This window comes from Polyangium sp. 15x6, assembly GCF_029960785.1.
Classification (GTDB): Bacteria; Myxococcota_A; Polyangia; order Polyangiales; family Polyangiaceae; genus Polyangium.
In genome coordinates, this window is sequence record NZ_JASBQE010000008.1 from 199,505 (window position 1) to 216,290 (window position 16,786).

General features: G+C 67.5%; 12 protein-coding genes and 1 pseudogene. 10 read left to right on the forward strand and 3 right to left on the reverse strand.

Annotated elements, in window-relative coordinates; all coding sequences use genetic code 11:
* Positions 1–979 precede the first annotated feature (979 nt).
* The 5 genes from QHF83_RS09130 (at position 980) to QHF83_RS09150 (ending at position 8,671) form a co-directional block, all read left to right on the forward strand.
* Positions 980–1,696 carry a transposase gene (locus tag QHF83_RS09130; protein WP_282417379.1) on the forward strand — a complete coding sequence of 239 codons (717 nt, stop codon included), beginning with the start codon at positions 980–982 and terminating at the stop codon, positions 1,694–1,696.
* Between the two features lie 86 nt (positions 1,697–1,782).
* The gene (locus QHF83_RS09135) at positions 1,783–2,193 is read left to right on the forward strand and encodes a hypothetical protein (RefSeq protein WP_282417380.1); all 411 of its coding nucleotides are present in this window, start codon (positions 1,783–1,785) and stop codon (positions 2,191–2,193) included.
* A gap of 138 nt (positions 2,194–2,331) precedes the next feature.
* Positions 2,332–2,724: a hypothetical protein gene (locus tag QHF83_RS09140; RefSeq protein WP_282417381.1), complete on the forward strand. Its 393-nt coding sequence runs from the start codon at positions 2,332–2,334 to the stop codon at positions 2,722–2,724.
* 3,041 nt (positions 2,725–5,765) lie between these two features.
* Positions 5,766–7,595 (forward strand): penicillin-binding transpeptidase domain-containing protein, encoded by a 1,830-nt coding sequence (locus QHF83_RS09145; RefSeq protein WP_282417382.1) that lies wholly within the window; start codon positions 5,766–5,768, stop codon positions 7,593–7,595.
* 8 nt (positions 7,596–7,603) lie between these two features.
* On the forward strand, positions 7,604–8,671 hold the full coding sequence (locus QHF83_RS09150; RefSeq protein WP_282417383.1) for an FtsW/RodA/SpoVE family cell cycle protein: 1,068 nt from the start codon (positions 7,604–7,606) through the stop codon (positions 8,669–8,671).
* Positions 8,672–8,718: 47 nt separating this feature from the next.
* Here the strand turns inward: QHF83_RS09150 and QHF83_RS09155 are convergent, their stop codons facing one another.
* Together QHF83_RS09155 and QHF83_RS09160 are read right to left on the reverse strand one after the other, a co-directional pair.
* Entirely contained in the window at positions 8,719–8,922 is a 204-nt protein-coding gene (locus tag QHF83_RS09155) for a hypothetical protein (RefSeq protein WP_282417384.1), read from the reverse strand.
* A complete protein-coding gene (locus QHF83_RS09160; protein ID WP_282417385.1) occupies positions 8,919–9,461 on the reverse strand; it encodes a hypothetical protein in 543 nt (180 codons plus the stop codon). Before QHF83_RS09160 ends, QHF83_RS09155 begins: the two co-directional genes overlap by 4 nt.
* Positions 9,462–9,848: 387 nt before the next feature.
* On the opposite strand from QHF83_RS09160, the gene QHF83_RS09165 reads away from it, so the two are divergent.
* A complete protein-coding gene (locus QHF83_RS09165) occupies positions 9,849–10,655 on the forward strand; it encodes a hypothetical protein (RefSeq protein WP_282417386.1) in 807 nt (268 codons plus the stop codon).
* A 307-nt stretch (positions 10,656–10,962) separates the two neighbouring features.
* Positions 10,963–12,516 (forward strand): arylsulfatase, encoded by a 1,554-nt coding sequence (locus QHF83_RS09170; protein WP_282417387.1) that lies wholly within the window; start codon positions 10,963–10,965, stop codon positions 12,514–12,516.
* Positions 12,517–12,547: 31 nt separating this feature from the next.
* Here QHF83_RS09170 and QHF83_RS09175 read toward each other — a convergent pair whose 3' ends face one another.
* On the reverse strand, positions 12,548–14,398 hold the full coding sequence (locus tag QHF83_RS09175) for a hypothetical protein (RefSeq protein ID WP_282417388.1): 1,851 nt from the start codon (positions 14,396–14,398) through the stop codon (positions 12,548–12,550).
* Positions 14,399–14,480: 82 nt separating this feature from the next.
* On the opposite strand from QHF83_RS09175, the gene QHF83_RS09180 reads away from it, so the two are divergent.
* The 3 genes and pseudogenes from QHF83_RS09180 to QHF83_RS09190 all read left to right on the forward strand — a co-directional run.
* Complete coding sequence (locus tag QHF83_RS09180; RefSeq protein ID WP_282417389.1) at positions 14,481–15,398, forward strand: alpha/beta hydrolase; 918 nt, start codon at positions 14,481–14,483, stop codon at positions 15,396–15,398.
* A 62-nt stretch (positions 15,399–15,460) separates the two neighbouring features.
* Positions 15,461–16,360 (forward strand): hypothetical protein, encoded by a 900-nt coding sequence (locus QHF83_RS09185; RefSeq protein WP_282417390.1) that lies wholly within the window; start codon positions 15,461–15,463, stop codon positions 16,358–16,360.
* Between the two features lie 160 nt (positions 16,361–16,520).
* Positions 16,521–16,786: pseudogene (locus tag QHF83_RS09190) on the forward strand (hypothetical protein); the annotation flags it as partial.

Below are 16,786 nucleotides of genomic sequence, written 5' to 3' on the forward strand. Positions count from 1 at the left end.
CCTCGCGCCTGCTTCGGTCCTTCATTAGGAGCCCTGCCACGATCGCGCCCCCCGCTAGGACCAGGCTCGGATCGATGCGCGCGCCCCGTTGCTTCGATTTCGGATCAAGCGCCATGGAGACAGCCTACCGGCCCATTTCCAGGGGGCGCAAGGCGCAAGGGGGGCGCGGTGCGATGAAATGTACTCCGCGCGGAGTACATCCCCCGGCGCAGCCCTCGGGGCGTCTCGGGTGAGGTGTACTCTCCGGAGAGTACACCCCCCGGCGCAGCCCTCGCGGGGGGGCGCGTCATAGCGCCCGGAAGGCGCGAAAAAGGTACTCCACGCGCGAGCGGTACTCTACGTAGAGTACCTGAAACGCAAATCGCGTTACTCTGCAATGATTCCGCGAGGTTCCGATCACCTCAGCGAGAGTCAAGGGATCCCCCCTCAAATCGTACTCTACGGACCCCGCACGGGGGGCCGTTCCGTGAGTTATTACACCCCCTCCGGAGCGGGTTATTACAGTAAGAGCGCCCATCACTGACGCGGCGCGGCGCCGCGGTCGTGCACGACGGCGCAGCCCTCCGCGCTCGGCGCGGTCATGCGCGAACGGGTCCGGGCGCGCGTGTCAATGGCAATGCTGGAGTCAAGAGGCGGACGGGGGGCGCTTCCGTGTGATGTGTGATCCGCGGTCCGTGTGATCGGATCACACAACCACGTGATCACACATCACACGAGGGGCGACGCTCGGCGCGGCGGATCTCGCCTTGCGCGCTCGGCGCGGTTGTGCTCGACGGCGCAGCCCTCTTGACACTCGGCGCAGCCCTCGGGGCGCTCTCGACGCTCGGCGCGACGCACGGCGCAGCCCTCGACGCTCGGCGCGTGCTCGGCGCGATCCGTGCCGGACGGCGCAGCCCTCCGCGCCGCGGGTCGCTGGTCGTTTGGTTCCGTTCTGTCCCGTGCCGTGGTAGCCTGGTTTCCCTTGCATGGAGGTTTCGCCATGGGTCGACGCTCTTTCCAGACAATCGGCGCCGCAGGCATTCTCGCCGCAATGCTTTCGGCAACCATTCCGGCATGCGTGATCCGAATTGGTCCCGGGGGAGGGGACGATAGCGGCAGCCTTTCGGGCGGGGATTCGTCGGGCGATAATACGGGCGACAATGGCGAGCAGACCGGCGGATCGCAATTCACGCCCGAGGAGCAAGCCGCGATCGATAACCTGGAGAATGCCGATCCCGACGAAGCTGCCCGCACATTGCTTGTTTCGGAATATGCCGGCTATGCCGTCGCCGGGTTCGTCGAGAGCAGCGGCGTTGATCCCGCTGATCAAGCAACGATCGACCAGCTAATCGATCAATACGCCCCGATCGCCTGGCAGCAAGCACAGGAATGGGTCGATACCCTCGATCCGTCGACCATACCGCTCGCGGGTTTCTACCCTAAGTATGCATGCGTGGAAGAATACGGCTGCGATTATATGCAAAAGTGCGACTTCGACAACGGAACGAGCGCCGCCTGCATAATCGTGGGCTGTGGAAAGGGCGCATGCCCGATCTGTCCCAAGCTCTGGGACCTGTCGAATCTTGTGGTCAAGAATTGGTGCCTGTTCACTTGCCAAACGGGCACGGGCGCAATCGTCGGAAGCAAGATCGTTCTGAATATCGCCCTATTCGGCAAACGCGGCCGATGCATGCTCCTGGAGAATCCGATCCCATGAAACAACCACGGACACGCAATCGCGGGCAGGCAATCGCTATCAGTGTCGCTATCATGGCGACGGGGTGCGCGGGCGAGAACGCAATAATGGACAAGGACAAGCCGAACAACGCAATGCCGAGCGATGTGCCTAAAGAGGCCCAGGACGCCCTATGCGCTATGGTTGGGTTCGCGGAGGTAACCATAGCGCTAGCGGCACCGCGCGTAATGGCAAAGGCGACGAGAACCCCATCACGGGAGGAATTACTGCGGGCCCTCGACAGCTATATCGCGATCATCGTCGACGCCAAGCGCCGACCGGAAAACGATGATAACCGTCCCTATATTGCGGCCGAGCCTCACGTGCTTAGGTTACGCGAATTGATCGCGACGTGGGAACCCTCGAAAGAGGTTCCGGATGACATTAAAGCGGCGGCGCGCGCTGCCCTCGTGGCATCGAATGCAACGGAACCGCCCGAGGGCTGGGATAACTACGAGGGCGAGGCGGACGCCGATTAAGCCCATAATCTCCCACCATTAAATTAGCCGCTCCGCGGGACGCACGGCGCGGCCCTCGGGGCGCACGGCGCACGACGCAGCCCTCGGGGGCGCACGGCGCACGGCGCAGCCCTCGCGGCGCTCTCGACGCGTCGGGGCGTGCTCGGCGCGGTCGTGCTCGACGGCGCAGCCCTCGGGGTGCTCTCGACGCGTCGGGGCGTGCTCGGCGCGGTCGTGCTCGATGGCGCAGCCCTCGGGGTGCTCTCGACGCGTCGGGGCGTGCTCGGCGCGGTCGTGCTCGATGGCGCAGCCCTCGGAGTGCTCTCGACGCTCGGCGCAGCCCTCGGGGCGCTCTCGACGCGTCGGGGCGTGCTCGACGCGGTCGTGCTCGATGGCGCAGCCCTCGGGGGCGCTCTCGACGCTCGGCGCAGCCCTCGGGGTGCACGGCGCGACGCTCGGCGCTCGGCGCAGCCCTCGGGCGCTTGGGTTCGTCCGACACAAAGATCCACCCTTCCCGCCGTTTGTCCGATCGTGTATGGTCGCGCGCCGTGACTCGCCCGTCCGCATTCGCTCTCGTCGCCGCCCTCTTGTCGTTCGTCGCGCCCGTCGCAGCGGCGGATCCGCCCGCACCTACGCCCGAGGATCCGCAAGCGCCCCCCGCCCCGGGCGCTACGGGCGCGCCGCCCATTAAATTGCCCCACCGTGGCGAGATCAACGACCTGAACGTGCCAAAGAAGCCGAACCCCCAGGACGAGGCCCGTTTTAAGGCGCTTGTGGCCGAGGGGGACCGGGCGAGGCTCGCCTTTCGAGTATCGGACGCTGTAATCGCATATTCTGAGGCGCTTAGGATTCGCGAGGATCCTCTTGTGTCGGGCCGCCTGGGGATGTCTATTGCAATGGCAAACGCGCCCGAGCTTGATTTCGCGGCCGTTCACGAGCTCTACGAAGCCGTGAGCAATGCAGCCGGCGTCAATGACGCCGAGCGCACTCTATTTTGGGAAACATATAAGCGCCTCCGTCGCCGCGTATGCAGAGTAGACGTGAGCACAAATAGCATCCATGCCTTAATCTACAAGGGCGACAATCGGAGAGCGACACGAGGTAGCTTATTCTGGACATTCGTGAATCAGGGCATTCACAAATGGCGCGGCACGTTAGAGGGTCACGCCGACATGGAGAAGGCCATCGAATGCCTTAATCCGCCGGAAGACCTATTTGTGCGATTCGACTTTGTTGCATTGCCGCCTCCACCGCCCCAAGAGACGACAAAAACGGTAATCATTCGCGAGTCTGCGCCCCCTGCTCCCACGAGAGCGGCGCCGATCGCGCCGGAGCCTCCAAAATCTCGCGGGCGCTTCGCGTTCGGTGCCGGTCCTGTAATGGTTTTCGGTGCTGCCCCCTCCCCGTCACTCGGGGCCTCCATTACGGGGCAGTATCGATGGAACGGGTATTCTGCGATAGCCATAACGAGGGGCGCGTGGTCCCTTGCCGATGTAGATAATCGACCGATCGATGTATTCTCCGCGTCCGGGCTTGTTGGGCCGTGTGTCCAATGGCGATGGATCGACGGCTGCGCTCTCGCGGGGGTAACCTTTTTAGAGCGTCGAGTAGAGCCCAACCCGCTCTATCGCGCCGATTCCGTTAGCAAATTGATCCCGGTGTTCGGTCTAGGCATAGGAGCGACATACGCCATTAGTGATAGTCTATCAGCGCGAGTTTTTGCCGATGCAAGCGCATTGACCCGTGACATGGCAATCGATATCGCCTCCGACAGTGGGGTCAGATCCCCGATTTGGCAGACTCAACGGCTTATGTTCTCCGTCGCCGCATCCCTCGTATTCGGACGCTAGAAAGGCAGCAGTCATGTTTACAGGTAGACTCAAGACAGAGTTTCTAGTTGCAATCGTTGCGAGTGGACTAGGCATCGGTGCAACGCTCGGCGCGAACGGCTGCACGACTGAACCATGGCATGCGACCGTCTACTGCTTGCCCGACGCGAGCCCTGATGCTGACGTCAATGGCGATTGCTTCCCGGATAGCGGCAATTCAGTAGAACCAATGTCATGCAAGGCCGCTGGCGGTGAATGCGTGCCCATGGGCACGTCTGACTTTCGCGAAAAGGCCGTGCTGCTATGGATGGGGGCCGAGGAAGAGGCGCCCGATTGTCCGCCGAAGGCCGACGGCGTTTTTTATACCGGCTACGGCGATCTGTCGGTATCGTTTCAATGTGCGCCTTGCACGTGCGGACCTGCGGCGTGTGCCCTTCCTAGCGCCATCGCCGTTGATTCCGCGAGCTTCTGCCAAGGGGGCAATGTCACTAGCTACCAGGCGCCTATGGAATGGGATGGCGCCTGTACTTCGCCGGCTATGCTGCCTTCCGGCACGTTCGCTTCAATCAAGCTCGCCGGGCCTACGGTTTCGCCTTGCGAGCCCATTGGAGACCCCATCCCGGAGCCGCCGTCATTCGCGCCAAAGCCTGTCTCATTTGTCAACGGGATCTATTGGGGCAAGTACGCGAAAGCGTGCCAAGGGACCGTTAATGGCATATGCGAGAGCACGAGCGAAACTTGCTTGCCCAGCGCCGAGCCCCCGCCCCCGGGGTTTCGTCAGTGCGTGCAATATACGTTGCCGGTTGACGAGGAGAATTTGCCGAAGTGCCCCGACACATTCCCGCATCAATTCGTGTTCTATGCCGGGAGCAAGGGGAAAGTTGAATGCTCTGCTTGCGAATGCGGTGAGCCTGTTGGCGCAAAATGCGAGGCAGCGATTTCAGCCTACCAAGATCCGGCATGCGGCAGCCTCCCAAAACCACTTTTCGAGAACGTGCCAGCAGACCAGGGGCTTTGCATTGACTTTGCGGGGTCGCCGTATGCCTTGGGTGCTATCGAGGCGCAATGGATCAACAATGATCCCGGGACATGCGAAGCTAGCGGCGGGGAGTTGATCGGGGAGGTCAAAGCGGTTGATCCGCGCGTGTTCTGTTGTCAGGAGCCGCCCCTCTCCCCGCCGCCGCAAGATCAATGAAATTCGATCCGTCGGTTCAATGGGCACCCCGAGGGCTGCGCCGTCGAGCACGACCGCGCCGAGCGCCCCAAGGGCTGCGCCGTGCGCCTCGCGTCGCGCCGAGCATCGAGAGCGCCCCAAGGGCTGCGCCGTGCGCCTCGCGTCGCGCCGAGCATCGAGAGCGCCCCAAGGGCTGCGCCGTGCGCCTCGCGTCGCGCCGAGCATCGAGAGCGCCCCGAGGGCTACGCCGTCGAGCACGACCGCGCCGAGCGCCCCGAGGGCTGCGCCGTCGAGCACGACCGCGCCGAGCGCCCCGAGGGCTGCGCCGTCGAGCACGACCGCGCCGAGCGCCCCGAGGGCTGCGCCACGTCATGGGAGGAACCATGCAGATCGCCTGTAAGATCGCGGCTTTAGTCCTGCTCCTGGCCTCAAAAACGGTACACAAACAGATTTCGCTTGCCGCCTCCGCCTCCGCTCCCGTTCCCGCTGCTGGATACCAACGCCTGCTGCGCCCTCGCGTGAGATGGAGGCGAGGAAGCAGCTTGCCATGAGGTAGGCTGCCGCCGTGCTCACCTGCTCGGAGGACTTCGATGCGTGACGACCCGGCTCCGATCCCCGAAGTCCTCGAGACGGCGAGCGCTCCTGACGAGCGCGAGCACCTCGGCCGCCGCGTGCGGGGCATGGCGTGGTTCGCCGGCGCGGTGCTCCTCGGGCTCATGGCCCGCGGCGTGCACCTGCAAGTCGTGCACGGCGCAGAGCACGCGCGCCGCCTCGAAGCTGCCAGCTTGAAGCGAGTGCGCCTCGCGCCGAGCCGCGGGGTGATCCGCGACGCGCGCGGCCGCGTCGTCGCCGAGGACCGCGTCGCCGTCGACGCCTACGTCGTTCCCGACGTGGTGCTCGGCCGAGGCGACGCGGTGCCCCGCCTCGCGGTCGCGCTCGGGCTCGACGACGCCGAGCGCGACCGCCTTCGCCACACGCTCGAGACCGTGCCTCCGACCAGACGCGCGCAGTGGATCCTCGTGCGTCGCGACGTTGCTCCCGAGCGGGTGCCGGCGATCCGCGGCGAACGCGCGCTCCGGATCAAGCTCGTGGAACGCGCGGGACGACACTACCCGTTCGGCTCTCTCGGCGCACACGCCGTCGGGTACATGAACGAGGTATCGCCGACCGACATCGCGAAAGATCCAGGCAAATTGCCGGGGGATCGCGTCGGCCGCACCGGCGTCGAGCGCGCGCAGGATCGAGCGCTGCGCGGCACGCCTGGCCACGCCTTCGTGGCCGCGTCGCGGCGGATCGTCGACCCGGTGGCGCCCACGGGCGAGGCGCCGCGAGCCGGGCACGACGTGACGCTGACGCTCGACATGGAGCTCGAACGCGCGCTCGACGAGTCGTTCACTCGCCACGAGCAGCGCAAAGGCGCCGCGGTGCTGATCGACGTGCACACCGGCCGCGTGCTCGCGATCACGTCACGCCCCGCGTTTGATCCCAACCTGCTCGATCGCGGCGTGGCCGTCCCCGCGGCGGGCTCCGAGCTCGACCGCGCGCTTCAGGAGAGCGAGCCGCCGGGCTCGACCATCAAGCCCTTCACGGCGCTGGCGGCGCTCGCCTCGGATCGCGCCGCTGCCGAGCATCCGGTCGAGTGCAAGGGCTTTTACCCCCTCGGGCTCCGCTTGTTCCGCTGCACGCACACCCACGGTCGGGTCGATCTGGATCACGCCCTCGCCGAGAACTGTTCCGTGTGGTTCTACGATCAAGCCGCGCGCCTCGGGCTCGACGCCATCGTCGGCAAGGCCAAGCAATTCGGCCTCGGCGCGCCCACCGGCATTGAGATGGGCCGAGAGCTCGCCGGGCTCGTCCCGAGCCGCGCCTGGTTCGAGCGCGCCGATCCGGGCCCCTTTCGCGCGGGCCACAGCCTCAACGCCGCGATCGGGCTGGGCGTCGTGCGGGTGACGCCGATCCAGCTCGCGGTGGCCTACGCGGCGCTCGCGAACGGCGGCACCGTGCGCACGCCGCAGATCGTCGTGAGCGACGTGCCAGCGCCCGCGCGGCAGGTGGACGTGGAAGCCGCGGATCTCGCGCGGGTCCGCGCCGCGCTGCGCGCCCGTGCGAGCGAGCTTCCCGGGTTGCAAGCCAGCGTGGCCGGCACTCTGGGCGCGTCCGACTCGCGCGAGTTCTTCCTGATGCCCACGGCCTACATCGAAGCGGAGGACGCTCCACCGGACGACGAGCCGCCCGCGCGCCCCATCCGCATGCCGGAGACGAACGGCTGGTTCGCGGGCTTCGCGCCTGCGGACGCCCCCGAGGTGGCCATCGTCGTCCTCGTCCAGGGCCGGTCCTTCGCGGATCACCGCGTCGCGACCGCCATCGCGGACGACACGCTGCGCGCCTACTTCGCCGGCAAGGAAAGAGGCTCCCGATGATCCGCGCCGTGCGAAACCGTCCCCTCCTCGTCGTTGTCGGCGCCGCCGTCGCGCTCGCCGCCATCGGGCTCGCGACGGTGCGCTCGGCGGGGCTCGCCCTCCCCGAGCAAAGCGCGCTCTGGCCCCGGCAGCTCGCGTGGCTCCTCGTCGGTTCGGCCGCGGCGCTCGTCGTCGCGCGCGCGGATCTCCGCCGGCTCAAGGACCGCGGATCGCTGCTGATTCATGGCGCGCTGATCCTCGCCACCATCGCGACCTTCGCCGGGTCGGGGGTCAACTCCGTGCATCGCTGGTTGCACCTCGGGGGCGTCAACGTCCAGCCCTCCGAGCCCCTCAAGCTCGGCCTCGTGCTCGCGCTCGCGAGCTGTTTTTCCCGTCCTGTCGAGGGCCCGCGACACGTCCGCGATCTCGCGCTCCCCGCGGGGCTCCTCGCCTGCACGCTGATCCCCGTGCTGCTCCAGCCGGATCTCGGGACCGCGGTGGGGCTCGCGCTCGTCGCCGCGTCGGCTCTCGCGCTCGAGCGCTTCTCGCGCGGCGCTTGGGCCTCGCTCGCGATCGGCGCGATCGGCAGCCTCGCGACCGTGTGGTTCACGCAGCACGACTACCAGCGCGCGCGCCTCACCGCGTTCCTTCACGGCGGGGATCCGCTGACCACCGGCTACCAGAGCGACCACGCGTTGCGGCTCGTCGGGGCCGGGCGCCTCCTCGGCGGAAGCCCCTTCGCGGGGAGCGAGCCTTACCCGCTGCCCGAGGCCCACGGCGACTTCGCCTTCGCGGTCTGGGCGCACGAGCACGGCTTCGCCGGCACGGCGCTGGTGCTCGCGCTCTACCTCGCGCTGGTGCTCGCCGCGCTGCGGATCGCCGCGGGCGCGCGCGACCGCTTCGAGGCCCGCGTCGCTGTGGGCGTCGCGGCGATCGTGTTCTGGCAGGCGGTGATCAACGCCGGCATGGTGATGGGCCTGCTCCCCGTGGTGGGCGTCACGCTGCCGCTGATCTCGTACGGCGGCTCGAGCGCGTTCACGTGCCTCGTGGGCGTCGGGCTGCTCGCGAGCGTGGCCCGGCGGCCCACCGCGGCATGACCACGGCGTACCGAGCCTCGCCCATACGGGGCGGAGGCGGGGGGCGCTTACTGCGCGTCGCGGGTGAACGGTGCCGGGAGCGCGGGCGCGCTGAGCTTCACGCCGTGGCCGTTGCCCTTGCGCGGCGTCGCCGTGAGCGTGCGGCATTGCGCTTCGTTGGTCACGTACTCCCACAGCGTCCCGCCGTGCGCGATCAGCGCGTCTGCGCGCGTGAGCGTCCGCGCGAGCGCCGCGTCCGGAACGTCGGTCACCCGCGCGCGCATGCGCTCCGCCTCGGCCATCTCCTGCTCGCACGCGGGGAGTCCTCGTCGCTGCTCTCATCGAGCCGATCGATCTCCTGGTGTGTGTTCTCGCGAAGCGAGAACGCGGGCGACGCGTGCGTGAGCGTGGGCGACCCCAGCGTCCAGTGCTCGCCCATCTCGTGCAGCTGAAACGAAAACGAACCCAGCGTGAATGTGATCTCGTTCGCCTTGCGATCGATCGTCGCGGGCACGCACGCGACCTCGCCCGAGTACGCGCGCTCTTGGCCCACGCCCGACGCGATGTTGATCCCGCGGGTGAGCCGTCGCACCCAGTACGTTCCGCTGGGAGGCGCGGGCTGCGCGGGCAGTGGGGCAAGGGGCTCGGCGGTGACGTTGAGCACGGGCGTTACGGTGGGCAGCACGACCACGGGCGGAGCGGTGTGCGTGACGACGGGCCGCGCGCAGGCAGAAACCGTGACCGCTGTGCAGCACCAAAGGGCGAGAGAACGCAGCAAGGGGCCCATCGCGCGGCGAACGACACTGCGCATGGCGCGTCGGTTCCCGCTTCCGCAACCGCTCCCCGGCATCACAGAAAGGTCCTGCGCGGACCCCGGATCTGATCCCCGGGAGCACCTTCCGATCCTCTACCGCTCTCGAACCCGCTCTCCGGCAGCACCTTCCAGTCCTGTGCCGCTCTCGACCCGGCTCCCCGGCAGCACCTTCCGGTCCTCTACCGCTCTCCAACCCGCTCCCTGGGAGCACCTTCCGGTCCTGTGCCGCTCTCCAACCCGCTCCCTGGGAGCACCTTCCGGTCCTGTGCCGAGCTCGAACCCGCTCCCCGGGAGCACCTTCCGGTCCTGTGCCGAGCTCGAACCCGCTCCCGAGCATCATCCTGCCGTTGTGTGCGCCCTTCGTATCCTGTTACCGTAACCGCCATGCGTTTTCTCCATGAACTCACGATCGGTGAGATGATCACGATCACCGAGCATTGGACGGGCGACGGGAAACCGTGGTTCGTGGCCATCCCGGAGCTCGTGCCCTTCCTGCCTCGCGTCCAGGAGGACCACGACGGCCTCGTCGGCGCGCGCGGGGGCAGCTCTGCGGAGACTCCCCTGCGCACCCTCTCCGACCAGGCCGTCACGCTGGACACGCGCCACGACCACCTCCAGCGCGCGCTGCACCTCGGAATGAGGAGCGCGCGGGAGGCGCTGCTCGGCCAGGAGCCGCCGAACGTCGCCCTCGCCGACGCAATCGACGTCGCCCTGGAGAAGCTCCAGCCCGAGGGGCTCGAGATCGTCAAGGCCTCCTACGAGAGCGAGGCCGGCAATGCCGCGCAAATGGTGAAGCTCGCCGAGGCGGAGCTCGCCGCGGTGCTCGCCCAGGTGCCCATTCTCGACGGCATCTCGGCGCTCGATCTCGTCAAGCAAATCGGCGCGGTCGGCACGACGCTCGGAGCGGTGGAGCAAAAGAAGTCGGTGACCGCGGCAGCAGCGGCGAAGGAAGAGATCGCGCCTTCCGAGGTGCGGCGACGCATGCGCGCATGGGTGGACACCGTCGAGCTCGTGCTCGGCGCGCTCACGCGGACGAAGGTGAACGAGGCGCACGTCGAGCAGCTCCGGAAGCCGGTGGTCGATGCCGCCGAAAAGGCACGCGCCAGGCGCCTGGCGAAGCGCAATGCAGCAGGGAAAAAAGGCGAAGGCGCCTCGAGCGAACCAGGCAACTCCTCTCCGCGCGGCGGCTGAGTATTGGTTTTTTGTTGGGGCCGCCGCGCCGGGGCGCCGCCCCGGACCCCGCGGGGGCTGTCCGCCCCTCGACCCGGACCAGCGCAAGCGCTGGACGCGGGGTGGAAGAACTGCGCGATGCGCAGTTCTTCCAACGGGCCGGTGAGAGATCGCGCGTCGTTTCTTCCATCGCCGCCTGCAATTCTGCGACCCACGAAGAGTCGGAATCCGTTCCACGAGCGCGCCCGGGTGCCGTGCGAATCCTGCGTTCCCGTGCATGGAATGATGCTTGTCTGTGATGGGGGCGTCCTCGATCGAAGGAGTCGCCATGGCAGGACAATCGCAGAAGAAGCCGAATATCCTCGTCATCTGGGGGGACGACATCGGCATTACCAACCTCAGCTGTTACAGCGATGGCTTGATGGGCTACCGTACGCCCAACATCGACCGGCTCGCGAAGGAGGGGATGCGATTCACCGATTCCTACGGCGAGCAGAGCTGTACGGCGGGGCGCGCCTCCTTCATCACCGGACAGTGCGGCTTCCGGACGGGCCTCACCAAGGTCGGGGTCCCGGGCGCCACCGTGGGTCTCCAGGCGGAGGACCCGACCATCGCGGAGCTGCTCGAGAACCACGGCTATGCGACCGGCCAGTTCGGCAAGAACCATCTCGGCGACCGCAACGAGCACCTGCCCACGGTCCATGGATTCGACGAATTCTTCGGCAACCTCTATCACCTCAACGCGGAAGAGGAGCCGGAGCTGCCCAACTACCCGGACCCGAAGCGGTTCCCGCACTTCCACGAGCGGTTCGGTCCACGCGGCGTCCTGCGCTGTCACGCCACGGACACCGACGATCCGACCGTCGATCCGCGCTTCGGGCGGGTCGGCAAGCAGAAGATCGAAGACACCGGCCCGCTGACCAGGAAGCGTATGGAGACCTGCGACGACGAGTTCGCCGCCGCCGCCAAGGATTTCATCAAGCGCCAGCACGCCGCCGGAAAACCCTGGTTCTGCTGGTTCAACACGACCCACATGCACGTCCGGACGCACCCCAAGCCCGAGAGTGTCGGACAGGCAGGCGCGTGGCAATCGCCCTATCACGACACGATGATCGATCACGACAAACTCATCGGCGAGGTGCTCGACCTGCTCGACGAGCTCGGCATCGCGGAAGACACCATCGTCATGTACAGCACGGACAACGGGCCACACATGAATACCTGGCCCGACGCCGGCATGACCCCATTCCGAAATGAAAAGAACTCCAACTGGGAGGGTGGGTACCGTGTGCCCTGCATCGTGCGCTGGCCCGGCAAGATCCCCGCGGGCGTGGTCTCCAACGAGATCGTCTCGCACAACGACTGGCTGCCGACGTTCCTGGAAGCGGCAGGCGACCCGGAGATCAAGGAGAAGCTGAGGAAGGGCCATCCAGCGGCCGGCAAGACCTTCAAGGTGCACCTCGACGGCGACAGCCTGCTGCCATACCTGACCGGGAAGGCGCAGAAAGGCCCGCGCCCGGGTTTCATTTACTTCAACGACGACGGCGACCTCGTCGCGCTGCGCTACGACAACTGGAAAGTGGTCTTCATGGAGCAACGCGCCCAGGGGACGTTGCGCGTCTGGTCCGAGCCGTTCGTGGCGCTGCGGGTCCCCAAGCTCTTCAACCTGCGCACCGACCCGTTCGAGCGCGCCGACATCACGTCGAACACGTATTACGACTGGCTCATCGACAACATTTTCCTCATCCTGTCCGCGACAGCCGTGCTGACCCCCTTCCTGGAGTCGTTCAAGGAGTTCCCGCCGCGCCAGAAGGCCGCCACCTTCACCATCGACCAGGCCCTCGAGAAGATGCTGGCCGTCGTCAGCGGCGACGGATGGTGAGGTCGAGAAACAGGGCCGCTTCCGCTCCCCCTCACCGCACCCCCAGCGCAAACGAAAACGCCGCCGAGGTGCGGAACATCCACGCATACCGCCGATAAGGCCGCAGCACCCAATCGTCCGGGCTCTGGAAGAGCTCTCCCGCGAACGTCTCGTAGAGCCCCGGCGAACCCAAAAGGACACGGCGAAACCGGGGATCCGGCTCGCCGAGGAGGCGCGCGAACGCGTCGGCCCAGGCGAGCGCGCCCATCACGTCCGCCGCGTGCGCCGCGCCGTCGTGATCGGTGTGCGTCGAGCCGTCGGGGCGAATCAGATAATCGGGCGTGACGCGCCGCGAGCCGTCCAGCTGCGCCCGCACCTTCGAGGCCGCGGCGAGCATGTTTCCCATGCGCACGATGAACCGCGCGATGCGCGGATCGTCCCAGGACGAATGAACGCGCACCATGGCGTCGACGAGCAGCGCGGACATCCACGGCGAAGCGACGAGCTCCTCGCCGGCCTCGTCCGGATCGTGTTGTGTGCCGAAATGGTAAAGCCCGCCGTCCACGACTTTCCCGGCCCGCGCGAAGAGGCCTCCGGGGCGGCTCTGATCCTGATGCCAGAGCAAATCCTCCACGATACGAACGACCCGCGCGCGGTCCTCCTCCCGCCCCCGGAGCTCGAACGCGATCGTCGCGGCGAGAAGCTTGAATGCCACGTGCCTCTCCGTCCACGCCTCGCGCAAGCGCTCGCCCGTGCTCTTACGGACGGGCGAATACGCGGGCGACCAGCGCGAGGGCACGTCCGCGAAGGCCGAGACCACGGCGTCCAGTTTGTCGAGGATATGCGGGTCCCCCGTGAGCCAATGCGTGAGGGCGAGGCACTCGACGTACGAGTATTTCGGGTCCCAGGCGGGCTCCTTCGCCGCGTCCTTCGGGTCGGGCCTCGGCTTGCGCCACGAGAAAAAGGCCGCCTGATGGCGCGCCTCGGCCGAGGGATCGCCCCGATGTTGCCGCGCGAGCACGAGGAGCCGCTCGTAAAAGACCGACGCGCGCACGGCCTCGCGCAGGACGCGCGCCGACCCACCCCGGAGGTAGAGGACGAACATCGCGGACGCGCGATCGTAGAGCCACGCCTCGCCGTTGTTGTCGAGGTTCGTCCGGTAGGGATTGTCGCCGACCGGCTCGTTCAGGATCCCGAAGAAATAATTTTTCTGGGCGAAGTCATACGCGAGCGGCCACGGCAGGCGCCGGCCGTGGAGGAGCGCCGGGGGATCCATTTCCTCGCCGACGCGATCGTCGAGCGGCACGAACGGCGTGCGCAACGCTCCTTGCGAGAGGAACGCCTTGGGCAAGACGACGTAGACCTCCGGCTCGGTCACGAGGTCCTCGGGCGCGAAGCTGCCTTCCATCACGGAATGAAATCCCCGCCGCGGCTCGACGAGCGCGGGGACGTCGCGCGTGCGCTCCGAGGTGCCCCATTCGACGACGACGGATTCGGGCGCCGGGGGGCTCGTCTGGAAGGTATGGGTGAGCTGGATCCGCGCGACGCGGACCCAGCGCCCGGAGCGATCGGGATCGGTGATGTGCCGATAAGGGGTGAGCTCGTCGACGTGCGCGGGAATCTCGACGCCGTTCCGGAGGATACGCACGGTCGAGAGGTCCGAGCGCGTCAGCGATTCCGGCGGCAATGGGAGGCCGAACGTGACGAGGTGCGGCCCACCCGCGCGGACGCCGGGCGCGGGCACGAGCGTCGCAGAGACACGACCGACGGGAGCGCCGGGCGCATGAAACGTACGGGCGTTCAGGTGAGGCGCGCACGCGAGCGAAGAAAGGCCGAGGATCAACGCGGCGAGGGGTTTTGCGCGCCGGAAGGAAGGCAGCCGAGACGGAAAGCGCTCGCGCATGATCCCCTTTTGATGCCGAAGGAGCACTTGACATCACGACGAATGGGATGTCTTTAGGCGTCTGCTGGCCCGGAGGACGACGATGACCGAGCGTTACCCCATTCCGCCCGCCTCGACGATGACGCTGCCCGATGGCCGCCGCCTCGCCTGGTACGAATACGGCGAGCCCGCCGGGCGCCCTTGTGTCTACATGCCGGGGAGCCCGCTGTCGGGCGTGACCGGGCTCCTCTACGACGAGGTGGCGCGCGCGCAAGGCATCCGTCTGATCTGCCCCGACCGTCCGGGCCTCGGGAAGAGCGATTTCAAGCCCGACCGCGTCCTCGTCGACTGGGCCTCCGACGTCGGGGCCCTCGTGAATCACCTCGGCGTGGATCGATTCGCGATCGTCGGCGAGTCCGGCGGCGGGCCGCACGCCCTCTCCGTGGCGCACGGCCTGCGCAATCGCATCACGCTCGCCGTCCTCGTCGCCTCGCCCGGTCCGATGGCCGAGCCCTGGTACCAAAGAGCGCGCCTCGTCCGAGGCTTGAATCGCCCATTGTTCTGGCTCGCGGTCCAGTCGCCGCGCCTCTTGCGGGCGATGATGGGTCGAATGATGGCGCCTTACCTCGGGGAGCGCGGGTTCGACAAATGGCTCGCGAGCACGCGGCGGATGGTCAAGCCGACCTCTCCGGACGCGGAGCTGCTCACGAACCGACGGCTCCAGGTGGCGGGGTTCGAGGGGGCGACGGAGGCGGCGCGGCCGGGGCCACGCGGCGGCGCGGACGACTTCCGCGTGCTCGCGAGCCCCTGGGGGTTCGTCGTGGAAGACGTGATCACGCCGGTCGCGTTGTGGCATGGCACGCGTGATGGCAACGTCCCCGTCGAAGTCGGTCACGCGCTCGCCGCGCGGCTGCCGAGCTGCGTCACCCATTTCGTCGAAGGCGCGGGGCACTCGCTCGGGGGGCGCTGCGCGGAGGAGATCCTCGCCGAGGTCGCGTCCTCCTTCCGATCGACGACTTGACGCGGCTCGCGGCCGGGCGGAGGATGGCGTACCTCCCCCTTTTCAGGATGGGTACGATACCGATGCGCCGCCCCCTCACGATGGCTCTTGCCCTTGGCTTCAGCGCGGCTTCGTGGACGACCACGGCCTTCGCCGACGTCATCCACGACATGCCGATCTCCTGCCCGAGAGGCACCGAGAAGCACCAGAGCCACAACGGTCCTTATTGTGTCCCGCCGATGCGCGCGGATTGCCCGGCCGGGTACGTGCCGAAGGTCCGTCACTCGACGTCCTATTGCGAGGCGCCTCCCCCCGCGCCCTGCCCCAAGGGCCTGCACTGGGATTCGGACGGGCCGGACAAGGCCTCGTGCGGGCTGAACTATAGCTGCGACAAGGTGGGCGATGCGTGCGACAACGGCCAATGCGAGCGGCTCTCGTTCTGCATCGAGCACCGGCCAACGCACCGCCACATCATCCAGGTCGCCCACGGCACGTGTCGAACCCAGGCCGATTGCGCCGGGACGCCGGGCACCACGTGCGAAAAACGATTGACCTGCACCAACTCGGCGTCGCGGAAAAACGAGGCCGCGCGCATCGAAGCCGCCAAGAACGTGCCCGCGAGCGCCGTCCCCGCGCCGTACGTGGCGAGCCCGATGGGCGGCGATCCGCCCCGATATCGTATCCTCAAGGACGGCCAGAGCCTCCCGGCTCTGCCCGACGTCCCCGAGCCGCCCGACGATACGCCGAATACGCCCCCTGCCCCCGAAACGCCCGAGGACGCCGGTACGGCCCCCACGCCCGCCGACCCGGGCCCCGGCGATACGAAGCCGGTCGACGTGCCACAGGCCTCGCCCCAGCCGCCGAAGAGCGGCGGATGCGCGGGCTGCGAGGTGGGCGGGTCGGATGACGACATGGTCGGCTGGGCCGCGCTCATGTGCCTGCTCGGCGTGGGAATCGCCCTGCGGCGAAAAGGTGGAGGCTGACGAGCGTTCCGCGACCCAGATCACATGAACGCAGCGCGTAAACCTGGCACCAAGACACTTGCGACGTCCGCTAACACATCGTAACATCCGTTTTGACGGACGTCGCGACAGAGGTCGCTTTCCTTCCTTGCCTCGTGTTGGGACGTCGAGGAGCGCTTGCATGAAGAATTCGCGAACAAGCTCGGTTTTCGCCCTGGGTTTCGGCTCGATGCTCGCCGTGGTCGCGCTTTTGGGCACGACCGGTTGCGGCGACGACGAGAAGAGTGGTGACACGACGTCCAGCAGCTCGAGCTCGGGCTCGGGCGGCGCAGGTGGTGCCGGCGGCGGCACGGGCGGCGCAGGTGGCCAGGGCGGCGCCGGCGGCGCAGGTGGTGCCGGTGGCCAGGGCGGCCAGGGCGGCGCCGGCGGCGCGGGTGGTGCCGGTGG